The 16530-nt window shown below is 72.4% G+C and carries 11 protein-coding genes; 9 read left to right on the top strand and 2 right to left on the bottom strand.

From position 1 onward, the window contains the following. Positions 1-241 precede the first annotated feature (241 nt). The 5 genes from LX12_RS12395 to LX12_RS12375 all read left to right on the top strand — a co-directional run bounded on the left by LX12_RS12395 (position 242) and on the right by LX12_RS12375 (position 6517). On the top strand, positions 242-1657 hold the full coding sequence (locus LX12_RS12395) for a nitrate/nitrite transporter (protein ID WP_253654857.1): 1416 nt from the start codon (positions 242-244) through the stop codon (positions 1655-1657). After that, a complete protein-coding gene (nirB, locus tag LX12_RS12390; RefSeq protein ID WP_253654856.1) occupies positions 1654-4167 on the top strand; it encodes a nitrite reductase large subunit NirB in 2514 nt (837 codons plus the stop codon). The genes LX12_RS12395 and nirB overlap by 4 nt, the downstream gene beginning before the upstream one ends. A 213-nt stretch (positions 4168-4380) precedes the next feature. Further along, positions 4381-4644: a nitrite reductase small subunit NirD gene (gene nirD / locus LX12_RS12385; RefSeq protein ID WP_253655104.1), complete on the top strand. Its 264-nt coding sequence runs from the start codon at positions 4381-4383 to the stop codon at positions 4642-4644. Positions 4645-4703: 59 nt separating this feature from the next. Then, positions 4704-5828 carry a uroporphyrinogen-III synthase gene (locus LX12_RS12380; RefSeq protein ID WP_253655103.1) on the top strand — a complete coding sequence of 375 codons (1125 nt, stop codon included), beginning with the start codon at positions 4704-4706 and terminating at the stop codon, positions 5826-5828. Further along, positions 5825-6517, top strand: coding sequence for a sirohydrochlorin chelatase (locus LX12_RS12375; RefSeq protein WP_253654855.1), 693 nt, complete (start codon positions 5825-5827; stop codon positions 6515-6517). Before LX12_RS12380 ends, LX12_RS12375 begins: the two co-directional genes overlap by 4 nt. Positions 6518-6667: 150 nt before the next feature. On the opposite strand, the gene LX12_RS12370 is transcribed toward LX12_RS12375, so the two are convergent. After that, complete coding sequence (locus LX12_RS12370) at positions 6668-7456, bottom strand: alpha/beta hydrolase (RefSeq protein WP_253654854.1); 789 nt, start codon at positions 7454-7456, stop codon at positions 6668-6670. Between the two features lie 85 nt (positions 7457-7541). Between LX12_RS12370 and LX12_RS12365 the strand changes: the two genes are divergently transcribed. From LX12_RS12365 to LX12_RS12350, 4 genes are all read left to right on the top strand, one after another. Further along, on the top strand, positions 7542-8765 hold the full coding sequence (locus tag LX12_RS12365) for a cytochrome P450 (RefSeq protein ID WP_253654853.1): 1224 nt from the start codon (positions 7542-7544) through the stop codon (positions 8763-8765). Further along, a complete protein-coding gene (locus LX12_RS12360) occupies positions 8762-9319 on the top strand; it encodes a TetR/AcrR family transcriptional regulator (protein WP_253654852.1) in 558 nt (185 codons plus the stop codon). The genes LX12_RS12365 and LX12_RS12360 overlap by 4 nt, the downstream gene beginning before the upstream one ends. 67 nt (positions 9320-9386) lie before the next feature. Then, positions 9387-12761 (top strand): ATP-dependent helicase, encoded by a 3375-nt coding sequence (locus LX12_RS12355; protein ID WP_372505001.1) that lies wholly within the window; start codon positions 9387-9389, stop codon positions 12759-12761. Next, on the top strand, positions 12754-16143 hold the full coding sequence (locus LX12_RS12350) for an ATP-dependent helicase (RefSeq protein ID WP_253654851.1): 3390 nt from the start codon (positions 12754-12756) through the stop codon (positions 16141-16143). The genes LX12_RS12355 and LX12_RS12350 overlap by 8 nt, the downstream gene beginning before the upstream one ends. Here the strand turns inward: LX12_RS12350 and LX12_RS12345 are convergent. Beyond that, complete coding sequence (locus LX12_RS12345; RefSeq protein ID WP_253654850.1) at positions 16109-16522, bottom strand: DoxX family protein; 414 nt, start codon at positions 16520-16522, stop codon at positions 16109-16111. The two genes, LX12_RS12350 and LX12_RS12345, sit on opposite strands and share 35 nt — an antisense overlap. Between the last annotated feature and the right edge of the window lie 8 nt (positions 16523-16530).

The raw sequence follows: 16530 nt of genomic DNA, 5'->3' as shown, positions 1-16530 counted from the left end.
TGAGAGCCCCCGACGCGGACACCCGACGTCGGCGCGGACTGCGTGACTGAGGCGAACTCTACGAGGTGCCCCCCGCGAGCGGACGGCAATCCGTCCGAAACATCGCAGACCGCGTCTCACACAGCCGTCGGCGCACGGGTGAGAACACCGTGACGAACCGGTCATCGCGGGACGCATCGCGGCAACACCGGCTCCCTAGCGTGGCCGCAACGCACGACGCCGCGCCTGAGAGAGGACTTCCGTGACGACCCCCACGCGACGCAAGCACCACATCACCGACTGGGATCCCGAGGACCGGGAGGCCTGGGACAACGGCAACGCCGCCATCGCCCGCCGCAACCTGATCTGGTCGGTGATCTGCGAACACGTCGGCTTCTCGGTGTGGTCGCTGTTCTCCGTGCTCGCCCTGTTCATGGGCCCGCAGTACGGCATCTCGCTCGACCAGAAGTTCGTCATCGCGGCGACCGCCACCTTCGTCGGCGCCTGCCTGCGCATCCCCTACACCCAGGCCACCGCGCGCTTCGGCGGTCGGAACTGGGCGATCTTCAGCGCCGTGGTGCTGGTGGTCCCGACCGTGATGCTGCTCGTGCTCATGCTCAACCCCGGTGAGTTCGGGTTCGGGTGGTTCCTCCTCGTCGCGGCGCTCACCGGTCTGGGTGGCGGCAACTTCGCGTCGTCGATGACCAACATCAACGCCTTCTTCCCGCAGCGCATGAAGGGATGGGCCCTGGGGCTCAACGCCGCGGGCGGCAACATCGGCGTGCCCGCGGTGCAGCTGGTCGGCCTCCTCGTCATCTCCCTGGCCTCCGACCGGCCCGAGATCGTGTGCGCGGTCTACCTGGTGCTGCTCGCGCTGGCCGGGCTCGGCGCGGCCCTCTTCATGGACAACCTCGACCACCAGACCTCGTCGGGCAAGGCCATGGTCGACTGCCTCAAGTACCGCGACACGTGGCTCATCTCGGTGCTCTACGTCGGCACCTTCGGGTCGTTCATCGGCTTCGGTTTCGCGTTCAGCCAGGTGCTCAACATCAGCTTCACCGCGTCGGGCGACCCGAAGCCGGCGCTCGCCGCGGCACAGATCGCGTGGCTGGGCCCGCTGCTCGGCTCGTTGTCCCGTCCCGTCGGTGGCCGTCTGGCCGACAAGGTGGGTGGCGGCCGCGTGACGATGTGGTGCTTCGCGGCGATGGTCGCCTCCTCGGCGATCCTCGTCGCCGCCGGGACCGTGTCCGACAGCAACGGCAAGCAGATCACCGGCGGGGTGCTGACCGCGTTCGTCGTCGGCTTCATCCTGCTGTTCCTGATCTCGGGTGTCGCCAACGGCTCGGTGTACAAGATCATCCCGGCCGTCTTCGAGGCGAAGGCCCAGGCGAACCGCGGTCTGAACGCGTTCGGCAAGGTCACCTGGTCGCGGTCGATGTCGGGTGCGCTGATCGGCATCGCCGGCGCGTTCGGCGGCCTGGGAGGCGTCGCGATCAACCTGGTCCTGCGGGCCAGCTACCAGTCGAGCAAGTCGGCGACGATCGCCTTCTGGGTGTTCCTCGCCTTCTACGTGGTGGCCGGCGTCATCACCTGGTGGTTCTACGCCCGCGGTGAGAAGCGGACGTCGTCGGCCGAGGAGGACGTGACCACCACGTCGAGCGCGGTGGGCGTGGCATGAGCGCCAAGACCGTCGTCGTCGTCGGCCACGGGATGGTCGGCCACCGTTTCGTCACCGACCTGCGCCGCGCCGACATCACCGACCAGTGGCACGTGGTGGTCCTCGGGGAGGAGGCCGACCCCGCCTACGACCGCGTGGGTCTGTCGTCCTACGTGTCCTCCTGGGATCGCGGCGCTCTCGCGCTCGACGGCAACGACTACGCGGGCGACGACGCGGTCGAGGTACGTCTCGGTGTCCGCGCCGAGTCGATCGATCGGGACGGGCACCGCGTCGTCGCCTCCGACGGCACCGAGATCACCTACGACGCCCTGGTCCTCGCGACCGGCTCGTACGCGTTCGTCCCCCCGGTGACCGGCAAGGACCACCCGCGGTGCTTCGTCTACCGGACGCTCGACGACCTCGACGCGATCCGGGACGCCGCGGAGTCGGCCACACCGGGCGCGGTCGGCGTCGTCGTCGGCGGTGGCCTGCTCGGACTGGAGGCGGCCAACGCCCTGCGGTCGCTGGGGATGTTGCCGCACGTGGTCGAGTTCGCACCGCGTCTCATGCCCCTGCAGGTCGACGACGGGGGAGGGGCGCTGCTCGCCAAGATCGTCGGCGAGCTGGGCGTCGCCGTCCACACCGGGGTCTCGACCACCGCGGTCCAGGCCCGGCACGACGGTGGGATCACGGTCTCCCTGTCCGACGACACCGAGATCGACGCGGAGCTGCTCGTGTTCGCGGCCGGTGTGCGTCCGCGTGACGAACTCGCGCGCGACGCCGGCCTCGACATCGGTGAGCGCGGCGGTGTGCTGGTCGACAGTGCCTGCCGCAGTGTCGATCCCGACATCTACGCGATCGGTGAGGTCGCGGCGGTCGACGGCCGCTGCTACGGCCTCGTCGCACCGGGCTACTCGACCGCCGAGATCGTCGCCGACCGCCTCGTCGGGGGCGACCGGGCGTTCGCCGGCGCCGACATGTCCACCAAGCTCAAGTTGCTCGGCGTCGACGTCGCCAGCTTCGGCGACGCGATGGGGACCTCGGCCGGGGCGTTGGAGATCGTGCACAGCGATCCCGTCGCCGGCACGTACGCCAAGGTGGTCGTCTCCGACGACGCCACGACACTGCTCGGCGGCATCCTCGTCGGCGACGCGACGGCGTACGCGACGCTGAAACCGATGGTGGGACGCGAGATCCCGGGTGATCCGGCCGCACTGATCACGCCCGCCACGTCCGGCGGCGGGATCGGGGTGGGGGCGCTCCCCGACGACGCGGAGATCTGCTCGTGCAACGCGGTCACCAAGGGCACGATCTGTGCGGCCATCGCCGACGGCTCCTGCGACGTCGCAGCGATCAAGGGCTGCACCGGCGCGGGGACCACCTGCGGGGGCTGCGTCCCCAGCATCACCACCCTGCTCGCCGACTCCGGAGTCGAGCTCTCGACGTCGTTGTGCGCGCACTTCGCGCAGTCGCGCCGTGAGCTCTTCGAGATCGTCGCGTCGACCGGGATCCGCACGTTCTCCGAGCTCATCGCGCGGTTCGGGACCGGTGCGGGCTGCGAGATCTGCAAGCCGACCGTGGCGTCCATCCTCGCCTCGACGTCGTCGGACCACATCCTCGACGGCGAGCAGGCCGCCCTGCAGGACACCAACGACCACTTCCTGGCCAACCTGCAGAAGAACGGTTCGTACTCGGTCGTCCCGCGGATGCCCGGCGGTGAGGTGACGGCCGAGCAGCTCATCGTGATCGGTGAGATCGCCCGCGATTTTGGGCTGTACACGAAGATCACCGGTGGCCAGCGGATCGACATGTTCGGTGCCCGCGTCGACCAGCTGCCGCAGATCTGGCGACGCCTCGTCGACGCCGGGATGGAGTCGGGTCAGGCCTACGGAAAGAGCCTGCGCACGGTGAAGAGCTGCGTCGGGTCGAGCTGGTGTCGGTACGGCGTGCAGGACTCCGTCGGCATGGCCGTCCGGCTCGAGATGCGATACCGCGGACTGCGATCGCCGCACAAGATCAAGTTCGGCGTCTCGGGGTGTGCCCGCGAGTGCGCCGAGGCCCGGGGCAAGGACGTCGGCGTCATCGCGACCGAGAACGGCTGGAACCTCTACGTGGCCGGCAACGGCGGGCAGCGGCCCGCGCACGCGCAACTCCTCGCACAGGGCCTCGACGACGAGACGCTCGTCGCCTACATCGACCGGTATCTGATGTTCTACATCCGTACCGCCGACCGTCTGCAGCGCACGGCACCGTGGCTGGAGTCGCTCGAGGGCGGCCTGGACCACCTGCGCGACGTCGTCTGCTCCGACAGCCTGGGCATCGCCGCGCAGCTCGAGGCGGACATGGACCGTCACGTCGCCGGGTACCGCGACGAGTGGGCTGCCGTGCTCGACGACGAGGAGAAGCTGTCGCGGTTCGTCTCGTTCGTCAACGCACCCGACGAGCCCGACCCGACGATCGGCTTCACCGAGTCCGACGGGCGGCGGGTACCGGTGCTCCTCGGCGCACCGGCGATGCCCGACAGACATTGACACGCCGGGCCGACCTGCGGGTTCACACCGCGCCGACATCCGGGAAACGTCGCCGTCACATGGCGTCGACACACTGGGACGCACACCAGATCGAGGAGATCCACCATGACGCTCACCCACCACGACCACGCCGCCGGTGTCGTCGGGGAGACCGACTGGGTCCCCGCCTGCCGTCTCGACGCGTTGGTCCCCGGGCGCGGCGTCGCGGTGCTGATGCCCGACGGCATGCAGGCGGCACTGTTCCTGCTGTCGACCGGGGAGCTGTTCGCGGTCGGCAACATCGACCCGTTCGGACGTGCCGCCGTGATGTCCCGGGGCCTCGTCGGTGACCGCGACGGCGAGCCGACCGTCGCCTCGCCGCTCCTGAAGCAGGTCTTCTCGCTCAGGACCGGCCGCTGCCTCGACGACGACACCGTCGGCCTCGGAACGTTCGCCACCCGGGTGGTCGACGGTCGGGTCGACGTCGCGACCTGGTGAGCGCGGCACCCCCGGCCGAGGCCGCGCAGGACGTCTCCGCGGCGTCCCCGGGTCCGTCCATGCCGTTGGCGGGCTTCACGATCGGGATCACCGCCGCCCGGCGCGCCGACGAGTTCGAGGCGCTGCTCTGCCGGCGCGGCGCCGAGGTGCTGCACGCCCCGGCGATCCGGATCATCCCGCTGGCCGACGACGCGGAACTCGAACGCGTCACCGCCGAGATCACGGCCGACCCACCGGACATCGTGATCGCCACCACCGGCATCGGCTTCCGCGGCTGGATGGAGGCCGCCGACGGGTGGGGTGCGGCCGAGAAGCTGATCGACGCGCTCGGCCGGTCGACGGTGGTCGCGCGCGGGCCGAAGGCCAAGGGCGCCATCCGCGCTGCCGGTCTGCGCGAGGAGTGGTCGCCGCCGAACGAGTCGTCGAGCGAGGTCATCGACCACCTGCTCGGCCAGGGCGTCGACGGGCTGCGGATCGGGGTGCAGCTGCACGGCGCGACCACCGAGTGGGAACCCCTGCCCGATCTGTGCGCCGTGCTGCGGGAGGCCGGCGCCGTCGTGGTCCCGATCCCGGTCTACCGCTGGACCCCGCCCGCGGACACCACGGCGATGGACCAGATGATCCGCGCGACCATCGGCCACGACATCGACGGGATCACCTTCACCAGTGCACCGGCCGTCGCGTCGATGCTCGGGCGCGCACGGGATCTCGACGTCCTCGACGAATTCCTCCATGCGTTGCGGACCACCGTGCCCGCGCTGTGCGTCGGCGCGGTGACCGCGGCGCCGCTGCAGGCCCTGCAGGTCCCCACCATCCAGCCCGCCCGGTTCCGGCTCGGCGCCCTCGCCCGGACCATCGCCGACGAGTTGCCCCGGCGCGCGCAGACGTTGCGGGTCGCCGGGCACGACGTGACCGTGCTCGCGCGCGGCGTCACCGTCGACGGGACGGCCAAGCCGCTCACCGCCGCAGGTCTCGCCCTGGTGCGGGCACTCACCCGCGTGCCGGGCCGCGTCGTCGACCGGCACACCCTGCTCGCCGCGCTGCCCGGTGGAGGTGGGGACACCCACGCCGTCGAGACCGCGATGGCCCGACTCCGCTCCGCCCTCGGCGATCCCACGATGGTGCAGACCGTCGTCAAGCGGGGGTACCGCCTCGCCGTCGACCTCGAGTGGGAGGACGAATGACCGACCCGACGCTCGTGCTCGTCGCCCACGGCACCCGATCGGCCGTGGGTGTCGGCACCGTCGCGCGGCTCGCCGAGATGGTGTCCGAGCGTGTCGGTCCGGTCCGCGTCGCGTTCGTCGACGTGCTCGGTCCGACGCCCTCGGAGGTGCTGTCGGAGGTCGACGGCCCGGCCGTGCTGATGCCGGCGTTCCTGGCCTCCGGCTACCACGTCCGCGTCGACATCCCCGAGCACGTCGCGCAGACCGGACGGTCGGACGTCCGTGTCACCCACGCCCTCGGGCCCGATCCGGCGATCGCACAGGTCCTCCTGGCGCGTCTGCGTGCGGCGGGATGGCGTCCGGGGGACGACGTCGTGCTCGCCGCGGCGGGATCGTCGGACCCCGATGCCCTCGCCGACGTGCGCGTCGCTGCCGACCACCTGGAGGCGCTCGTCGGCACCCCGGTCGAGATCGGGTACGCGGCAACGGCGTCACCGACCGTCGCCGAGGCCGTCGCGGCCGCGCGGGGTCGGGGAGCGCGGCGAGTGGTCGTCGCGGCGTACCTGTTGGCGCCCGGACTGTTCCACACGAGGCTGTCGGGGGCGGGTGCCGACGCCGTCGCCGAACCGCTCGGTGCCGACGACGCTCTCGCCGATCTCGTCGCGGCCCGCTTCCGCGCCGACGCCGAGGCCCTCACGTCCCGTCGCTGAGCTCGTCACCCGTCGAGTGGGCGTGTGCGGACGTCGGTTGGGCGCTTCCGCCGTCGCCACGTCGGCATCCGCCCACTCGACGTCCGGTACCGCCCAGTCGACGTCTGTTGCCGCCCAGTCGACGGGCTGCGGGACGGATGGGCGGTGTCCTCAGACCGTGCGGGCGAGGACGTCGCGAATCGTGGTGGCGGTGAGTTCGGGGCGGGACAGCGGCACCATGTGGTCGCAGTCCTCGTGGTGGATCGTCAGTCGGTCACCGAGCCGCTCGGTCAGTGCCTCCACGAGAGCCGGTGATGCGTAGGGCGGTTGCACCTTGTCCGCGATGATCACGGCGGTCTCGGTACCGGTCCGCGGCAGCGCGGCCGGGCGCGCGAGCTCGCTCCACGTCGTCATGATGGCGCCGGGGTGCAGACGCCACGTCCACCGTCCGTCGCCGGTCGGCAGCAGATGCGTCTCGATCTCCTCGGTGAGCACGGCGTCGTCGACCTCCCACCACGCCTCGGCCCGCTTGCGGTCCCAGGCGTCCTGGCGGTCGCGGACGTACCAGGAGTCCAGGGTCGACGCGGCCGCGTCGGCCAGGCGGTCACCGTCGAGGCCGACGGCGGGATCGAGCAGCACCAGCCCGCGAACACGCTCGGGTGCGGTGGCCGCCAGCTGCAGCGCCAACGCCCCGCCGAAGGAATGGCCGACCACGACGACGGGGCCGCTCGCGTGCTCGTCGAGCACCTCGAGCAGGCCGGCGACCTGCCGCTCGATCGTCCACGGCGCAGCCCACGACGAGTGCCCGTGCCCGAGGAGATCGGGCGCGACCACCCGCAGATCGGGCAGGTGGTCCTCGGCCAGCGGTCGCCACCGACGGCCGTGCCCGGTGATGCCGTGCACCACCAGCACCGTCTCGCCGTCGGCCGGTCCGAACGTGGTCACCGCCATCGCCGTCATGGGGTCCGATCATGCCGGGCCGCGCGTCCGGCGGCGCGTCGAGGTGGGCGTTGACAAAATCGGCTTGGCGTACTGATCATGAGACATGATCGATGATGTGTCTCGCCGGTTCGTCCTCCCGTCCGGTGCCTCCTGGGCGAATCCGTTCGACGACTACCGGTGGCTGCGGGACGACGACCCCGTGCACCACGTCGTGCCCGAGACCGACCCCGGCGCCGACTGGTACGTGCTCAGTCGCCACGAGGACGTCGCCGCCGCGGCGAGCGACTCCGCCACCTTCTCGTCCGCGCAGGGGCTGACGGTCACCTACGGGGAGCTCGAGTCGATCGGCATGTCCGACAACCCGCCGATGGTCATGCTCGACCCGCCGGATCACACGCGTTTCCGGACGCTGGTCGCTCGCGGGTTCACCCCGACCCAGGTCCGCGACGTCGAACCGCAGGTGCGTCGATTCGTCCGAGACCGGTTGTCGCGCATCGAGCCCGACGACGAGGTCGATCTCGTCGCCCTGCTCGCGAAGCCCCTGCCGTCGATGGTCGTCGCTCACTACCTCGGTGTCCCCGAGTCCGACCGCGACCGTTTCGACGCCTGGACCGATGCGATCGTCGGGGCCGATCCGACCGGCGATCTCGGAACTGCGATGCAGTCCGCCGGTGAGGCGGTGGGGGAGATGCTGGGGTACTTCGCGGACCTCGTCGAGCGGCGACGCGTCGATCCCGGCGACGACACGGTCTCCCACCTCGTGGCCGCGGGCGTCGGCGACGACCCCGCGGGACTGCTGTCGATCCTCGCGTTCACGTTCACGATGGTCGCGGGCGGCAACGACACGACGACCGGTCTCCTCGGCGGCGCCGTCGACCTGCTGGCGGCCCATCCCGACCAACGCGACGAGCTCGCCGACGACCCGTCCCTCATCCCCGCGGCCGTCGAGGAACTTCTGCGCCTCACCTCGCCCGTGCAGGGGTTGGCGCGCACCACGACCGCCGACGTCACGCTGCACGGTGTCACCATCCCGGCGGGCCGCAAGGTGTTGCTGCTCTACGCCTCGGCGAACCGGGACGAGCGGTGGTGGGGCGACGACGCCGACCGTCTGGACATCCACCGCGACCCACGGCAGATCATGACGTTCAGCCGGGGCGCCCACCACTGCCTCGGTGCGGCGGCCGCGCGCATGCAGGGTCGCGTGGCCCTGGAGGAACTGTTGGCGACCCATCGCGACTTCACCGTCGACAGCGCGGCCATCACCTGGGCACGCGGCAATTACATCCGCCGTCCCACCCGTGTCCCGGTGCGGTTCGGCACCCGATGACGGACTGGATCGCCACGGATCGGGTGCGTCTGGCCGAGAGCCGGCTGCTCGACGTCGCCGCCGACCTGTTCGCGGACCGGGGCGTCGACGCCGTCACCATGGCCGACATCGCCGCGGCCGCAGGCTGTTCCCGCGCCACGCTCTACCGCTACTTCCCGACGCGCACCGACGTGCTCACCTCCTACGTCCGGGTCACGACCGAGCGCATCCTGCGGACGATCGTCCGTGACACCGCCGACGTCGTGGACCCGCGGCAGCGCACGGTGACCGCCGTGACGGCAGCGCTGGCCGCGATCCGCGACGACCCCGCGCTGGGCCCGTGGTTCTCCACGGACGCGGGGTTGCCCGCCCGTCTCGCCGTCTCGCACCCGGCCATCGCCGATGCGGTGCGCACCGTGATGGGCGGCGACGGGCCCGACGCGGCCGCGACCGCGCGATGGCTGACGCGATCGATCATCGCCCTCGTCGTCATGCCCGAACCGAGCCCCGACGACGAGAGGAGATGTGTGGAACGGTTCCTGGCACCGGCCGTCGCCGTTGTCGGTGGCGGGTGATCTGATCGGGGTCGACCGGAGACGGGGCGATCGAGGGCGGGACGACCGGAGGCGGAGGAGGTCTGCGATGTACGACGGGTCACCGCACGACGGCCGTGCACGACGGCGAGTCGAGGTCCCCGCCTCCCTGGTCACCGCCCCCCGGATCGACACGCCGGTCCGCATGTGGGACGGGTCTGCGGCCGCGCTGGTGCAGGCACCGCTGCCGCGTGCCGGTCGTGACTGGCAGCCGACCCGTGTCACCGGTGGTCCCGGCACCGGGAAGACCGCCCTCGTCGTCGACGTCGCGGTGTCACGCCTGACCGCGGCCGGAGCCGACCCCGAATCCGTCCTGGTCCTCGCCTCCGACCGTCGCGCCGCCGTACGCCTGAGGGAGGAGATCACCCGCCGCGTACTCGCCCGGCCCGCGCATGACGCCGCCCACCGGTCCACCCGCGAGCCGCTCGTGCGGACGGTCCACTCCTACGCGTTCGCCGTCCTGCGACTGCAGGCGTCGGCGAACGGCAACCCGCCGCCGCGACTGATCACCGGCTCCGAGCAGGACGCCGTGCTGCGCGAACTGCTCGCCGGCGACATCGCCGACGGCGCGCGCAACTGGCCGGAGCGACTGCGCCCCGCCCTGCACACCGACGGGTTCGCGCAGGCCCTGCGCGACCTGATCATGCGCGCGGCCGAGCGCGGGGTCGGCCCGGAGAAGCTCATCACCCTCGGCCGGGTGCACGGCCGCGACGAGTGGGTCGCCGCGGGCATCGCCTACCGCCAGTACGAGCAGACGACGCTGCTGCGCGCGGCGGTCGGTTCGGCGTCGCCGCACGCCACCTCGCCCGCGGTGGACGCGGCGGAGCTCATCGGGTCGGCGCTCACCGCGCTGTCCACCGACGACGCCCTGCTCGACGGGGAGCGCGCGCGGATCCGTCACCTCCTCGTCGACGACGCGCAGCACCTCGACCCGCAGGCCGCGCACCTCGTCCGGCTCATCGGCACCGGGGCGGCGGAGACCGTCGTCGCCGGCGACCGCGATCAGACGGTCTTCGCGTTCCGCGGCGCGAGCCCCCGCTTCCTCGACGACCTGGTGGACGACGGTTCCCCGCACGACGTCGTGCTCACCACCGATCGCCGTGCGTCGCCGGAGATCACCTCCGTCGTCGACGCGATCGCCGCGCGTCTGCCCGGCGCCGTCCGGCCCGCCCGCCGGCCCGGGGACCACCCGGACGACCATCCCGGTTCGACGACCGTGCTCGGCGCCGGACCCGCGGTGCGCGTGGAGGCCTACGCGTCCGTGGCGAAGGAGGCGACCGCGATCGCCGACGCCCTGCGACGCGCGCATGTCTTCGAGGGGGTTCCCTGGTCGGAGATGGCGATCGTGACCCGGTCGGTGGCGCGGTCGGCGGCGGCACTGCGTCGGGCACTGCGCGCCACCGGTGTCCCCGTGGTCACCCCGGCCTCCGAGCTGCCGCTGCACAAGCAGCGGGCGGTGGCCGCGCTCCTGTCGGTGCTGCGCGCGGTCGACGGGGCCGTCGACGGCGACGAGGCGCTCGCGGTGCTGTCGGGACCGATCGGCGGGGCGGACCCGACGTCGGTCCGCCGCCTCCGCCGCGGGCTCCGGCGCGGTCTCGACGCGGAACCGGCGGCATCCCTGCAGGATTCGATCGACGTCATCGTCGCCGTTCTCGCCGACGACCTCGACACACCGGCCGGTGTCGACGCGTCGGCGCGGCTCGACGCCCTCACCGCGGCAGAACGTGCACCGCTCGTCCGCGTCCGCGACGTGGTGCGCGCCGCGCGGCGCGAGGAGCGCCGCGGTGGCGGCGTGGAGGACGTGCTGTGGGCGGCGTGGGACGCGAGCGGGCTGGCTCGCCGGTGGTCGGCGACCGCATTGCGCGGCGGCCCCGCCGCCGACCAGGCCGACCGCGACCTCGACGCGGTGGTCGCACTCTTCGACGTCGCCGCGGGATTCACCGACAACCTCCCGGCCGCCGGCATCGACGCCTTCGTCGACCACGTGTGCGCGTTGCGGATCGCCGGGGAGGCGCCGCGGCGCACTGGCGGCGCCGACGCGGTGACCATCGTGTCGGCGCACAGCGCGGCGGGACGGGAGTGGGACGTCGTCGCCGTGGCCGGTGTCCAGGACGGCCTGTGGCCCGCGTTGCGCAGCCGCGGCGGCATCCTCGGCACGCCCGCCCTGGTCGACCTCCTCGACGGTGTCGCCGTGGACGGGCTCGACACCGTCTCCCGTACCGCGGTCGCCGTCGCCGACGAGCGCCGGCTCTTCCTCGTCGCCTGCTCGCGTGCCCGCAGGCGGCTGCTCGTGACCGCCGTGGACGACGGTGGCGGGGACGCGGCGCCGTCGCGGTTCCTCGTCGAACTCGCCGCGCTCCTCTCCGGCGGCGCCGACGAGGACGACGCCGGCCCCGTCGTCTCCGCCGACGGGCTTCTCGAGGTCGCACCCGCCGTCCGCCGCACCCTGTCGCTGCCGTCGATCGTGGCGGCGCTGCGGGCCCGGGTGAGCGCACCCGACGCCGATCCGCGCGTCGCCGAGATGCTGGCGCGCCTCGCCGACGCCGGCGTGCCAGGCGCGCACCCCGACGACTGGTTCGGCATCGCCGAGCCGAGCACCGACGCGCCGCTGTGGGATCCGTCCCGCGGGCCGATCACCGTCTCGCCGTCGAGCGTCGAGGCCGTCCACCGGTGCTCGCTGCGGTGGATGTTCGAGCGGGCCGGCGGCCGCGACGGCGACTCGGCACCCGCGGTAGCGGGCACCGTCGTCCACACCCTGGTGCAGGCGTTGGCCGGGCAGATCCCGCCGGACGAGGTGACGGCGTCCCTGCGACGCATCTGGGATCAGGTCGACGTCGGCGCGCAGTGGTACTCCACGCACGAGCTGGCGCGGGTGGAGTCCATGCTCGACCACTTCGGCACCTGGCTGGAACGGTCTCGCGGCGACCTGGAGGAGATCGGTGTCGAGGTCGACGTGGACGTGGTCCTTCCCCCCGATCCGTCCGATCCCGACGACGCCGTCGGGGTGCGTATCAAGGGACGCATCGACCGCCTCGAACGGGACGCGCAGGGCCGGCCGGTCATCGTCGACGTCAAGACCGGCAAGACCCCGATCAGCAAGGACGACGCCGCGGAGCACCCGCAGCTGGCGACCTACCAGCTCGCGGTGCACCTCGGCGGTGTCGAGGGCGTGCCGCGGACGGAACCCGGTGGGGGACGGCTGGTCTACGTCTCGTCGTCGAACAGGACGACCGGCGCCGCGGAACGCGTGCAACCGCCGCTCACCGCCGACCACATCGCCGAGTGGACGCAGCTCGTCCGGGACGCCGCACGACGCAGCGCCGGCCCGACGTTCCTCGCCACCGTCAACCCCGGCTGCGTGCGCTGCCCGCTGACCGCGTCGTGCCCGGCGTCGTTGGCCGGGAAGGCGGTGACCGATGACTGACGTCCTGACCGCGGGCGCGTTCACCCGACGGCCGGTGATCTCGGCCCGCAGCCTGTCCGCCGCACTGGGTCTCCCGCCGCCGACCGACGAACAGGTCGCGGTGATCGAGGCGCCGATGGAACCGTTGCTCGTCGTGGCGGGCGCCGGCGCCGGGAAGACCGAGACGATGGCCGCGCGCGTGGTGTGGCTGGTCGCCAACCGCATGGTCTCGCCGGACGAGATCACCGGACTCACCTTCACCCGGAAGGCCGCCGCCGAACTGGCCGCCCGCATCCGCCGACGCCTCGCCATGCTCGCCGCGTCGTCGGCCATGCTGCAGTGGGATCCCGACGGCTCCACCCGGGCCGTGCTCCGCGCGGCCGACCCCGAGGTCAGCACCTACCACGCCTACGCGGGGCGCCTGATCGCCGATCACGGACTCCTGTTGCCGGTGGAGCCGGCGTCGACGCTGCTGTCGGAGACCGAGCTGTGGCAGGTCGCGTTCGAGGTCGTGGGTGGATGGACCGACGACCTCGAGACCACCAAGACCCCGCAGGGCGTCACCGAGTCGGTGCTGTCGCTGTACTCCGACGCCGCCGAGCACCTCGTCGATCTCGCCGAGATCGCCCGCAGCGGAACGGAACTGCACCGACTGATCGACACGCTGCCGCCCGGCCCCCGGCAACGAGCCGAACCGGCGAAGACGCTGCGCGACATGCAGGCGGTGGTCGCCGAGCGGCACCGTCTGGTCCCGCTGGTGCAGCGTCTGGCCGACACGATGCGCAGTCAGAACGTCCTGGACTTCGGCAGTCAGATGTCGCTGGCGGCACGCCTCGTCCGCGACCACCCCGAGGTCGCCGAGGCCGAACGGGCGACCGTCCGGGCCGTCCTGCTCGACGAGTACCAGGACACCGGACACTCGCAACGGATCCTGTTGTCCCGGTTGTTCGGTGGGTTGTCGGGACCCGACCGTCCACTCGTCGCCGTGACGGCCGTCGGCGACCCGATCCAGTCGATCTACGGGTGGCGCGGCGCGTCGGCGGCCAACCTCCCGCGCTTCGCCACCGACTTCCCGACGGCGTCGGGTTCGCCCGCGCCCCGTCGGGAACTGCTGACGAGCTGGCGCAACCCGCGGACCGCACTGCGGCTCGCCAACCGGGTGTCGGAGGACCTGCGCGCCGCCGGGATCCCCGTCAGCGTGCTGCGGTCCCGCGACGACGCGCCCGAGGGAAGCGTCGACGTCGCACTGCACGAGACCGTCGACGACGAGCGACGGTGGATCGCCGACGTCGTGGTGGAGGAGTACGACGCGGCCGAGCGTGCGGGTCAGTCCCCGCCGACCACGGCGATCCTGGTGCGCCGCAACGAGGACTCGGCCCCGCTGGCGGCGGAGCTGGAGAAGCGCAACATCCCCGTGGAGGTCGTCGGCATCGGCGGTCTGCTGTTCGTCCCCGAGATCCAGGACATCGTCGCGACGCTGCGCCTCATGGCGGACCCGATGGCCGGTACCGCCGCGATGCGACTGCTCACCGGTGCGCGGTTCCGCCTGGGTGCGGCGGACCTGGCCGCACTCTGGCGTCGCGCCCGGGAACTCGCGGTCGCGGGCGGACCGGGCGCGGCGGGAACGGTCGACTCGGTGGCCGCCCTCGACGACGCGCTCGACGCGGTCCTCCCGTCCGACAGTGTCGATCAGGCCGGCCTCGGGGACGCGATCGCCGACCCGGGGGAGGCGTCGCGGTACAGCCCGACCGGCCACCAGCGCATCGTCGCCCTCGGGCACATGCTCGACGGCCTGCGGCGCCGGATCGGGCAGTCGCTGCCGGATCTCGTCGCCGACGTCGAGGCCACCCTCGGGGTCGCGGTCGAGACCCAGGTCCGGGCGCGTCGGATGCGGGGTGTCATCACCGGCCGCGAACACCTCGACGCCTTCGCCGAGCACGTCGCGACCTACGCCGAACGTCCGTCGGCCACGCTGTCGGGGTTGCTCGCCTTCCTCGACTCGGCGGCCACCGTCGAGAAGGGCCTGGAGATGGGTGCGGTCGAGATCGCCGACGACCGCGTCCAGATCCTCACCATGCACGCCGCGAAGGGCCTCGAGTGGGAGGTCATCGTCCTGCCGCACGTGTGCACCGACATCTTCCCGGGTGGCAAGGCCGACGGCACGTGGCTCGGCAGCGCCCGCGAACTCCCCGCCGACCTGCGTGGTGATCTCGCCGACGCGTCCGGGGTCGGCTTCCCGCCGCTGCGGCTCGAGGGCGTCGACGACCGCAAGGAGCTCGTCGAACGCATCGACGACCACAAGCAGGCCCTGCGGGACCGGAAACTGGAGGAGGACCGGCGACTGCTCTACGTCGCCCTCACCCGCACACAGCGTCGTCTGCTGGTCTCCGGTCACCACTGGACGGCCAAGCACGACAAGCCGAAGGGCCCGTCGGAGTTCCTGGCCGAGATCGCCGAGATCGTCCGGGAGGCCGACGATCCGGGGATGCGCATCGTCACCTGGGCCGACGATCCCGCCGACGGTGCGACGAACCCGCTCGCCGAACAGGCCGTCGCCGTCGAGTGGCCGCGGGACCCGCTGGGTGACCACCGGCCGTCCATCGTCGCCGGCGCCGACCGGGTGCGCGAGGCGTTGCGCCGCCGTGGTGCGCCCGGACTGTTCGACACCCCGACATCGGTCGCCGCCGCCGACCCGGACCCCGACGACGACCTCACCGTCCTCGAGCGTGAGGTGGACGCGCTCCTCGCCGAGCGCGCCGCGGAATCCGTCTACGACCTCGAAGTGGCTCTGCCGCAACACCTGTCGGTCAGCGAGCTCGTCGAACTCGACACCGACCAGGCCGCGTTCGCACGCCGTCTGCGTCGACCGATGCCGTTCAAGCCCAACCGCCTGGCCCGACGCGGCACCGCGTTCCACGCCTGGGTCGAGCGGCGCTTCGGCGCCACCCGACTGCTCGACACCGACGAGTTGCCCGGCGCGGCCGACGAGTCCACCGACGCCGACGCCGACCTCGCGGCACTGCGGGAGGCGTTCCTGGCGTCGCCCTGGGCGGCCCGGACACCGACCGAGGTGGAGGTGCCGTTCGAGACGGTCGTCGGCGACACCGTCGTCCGCGGACGCATCGACGCGGTGTTCACCGAGCCGGACGGGTCGGCGATCGTCGTCGACTGGAAGACCGGCGCCCTGCCCGACGCCGCGCACAGGGCGTCACTGCAGGTGCAGCTGGCTGCCTACCGGGTGGCGTGGTCGGAGTTGTCGGGGGTGCCGCTCGACCGCGTCCGCGCGGCCTTCCACTACGTCCGGCCCGGCGTCACCGTCGAACCCGACGACCTGCCCGACCGCGACGGCCTCGCCCGACTGCTGGCGGTCAGGACTCCCGACGGATCCGCAGAGCGGTCGTGATCATCGGGACCTGCAGCGGCAGTCGCGCGACCGCGCCGGCCAGCAGCAGCGGCTTGTCCTTGAACAGCCGCAGGGTGTTCACGTTCGCGGGGAAGACGGCGACGAACAGCGCGACCGCGGCGGTCGCCGAGAGCCGTCGCGTCCGCGGGACCAGCAACCCCACCCCGATCGCCGCCTCCGCCGCGCCCGAGGCATAGGTCAGAGTCCGTGCGTCACCGGGGATCTCGGGCGGCACGATCGAGTCGAAGGGGCCGGGCACGGCGAAGTGCAGGACGCCCATCCCGATGAGGGCGCTGCCCATGATCCGGGCGTCACGCTCGGCGGCGCGTCGACGTCGGACCGCGGCGGGGGTCGGAAGCTTGTCCAGGAGCGTTGCCATGCGCACCA

It is taken from the genome of Williamsia serinedens, assembly GCF_024171725.1.
GTDB classification, from domain to species: domain Bacteria; phylum Actinomycetota; class Actinomycetes; order Mycobacteriales; family Mycobacteriaceae; genus Williamsia_A; species Williamsia_A serinedens.
The sequence above is the reverse complement of the archived record's forward strand: the minus strand, read 5'-3'. Positions and strand labels throughout refer to the sequence as shown.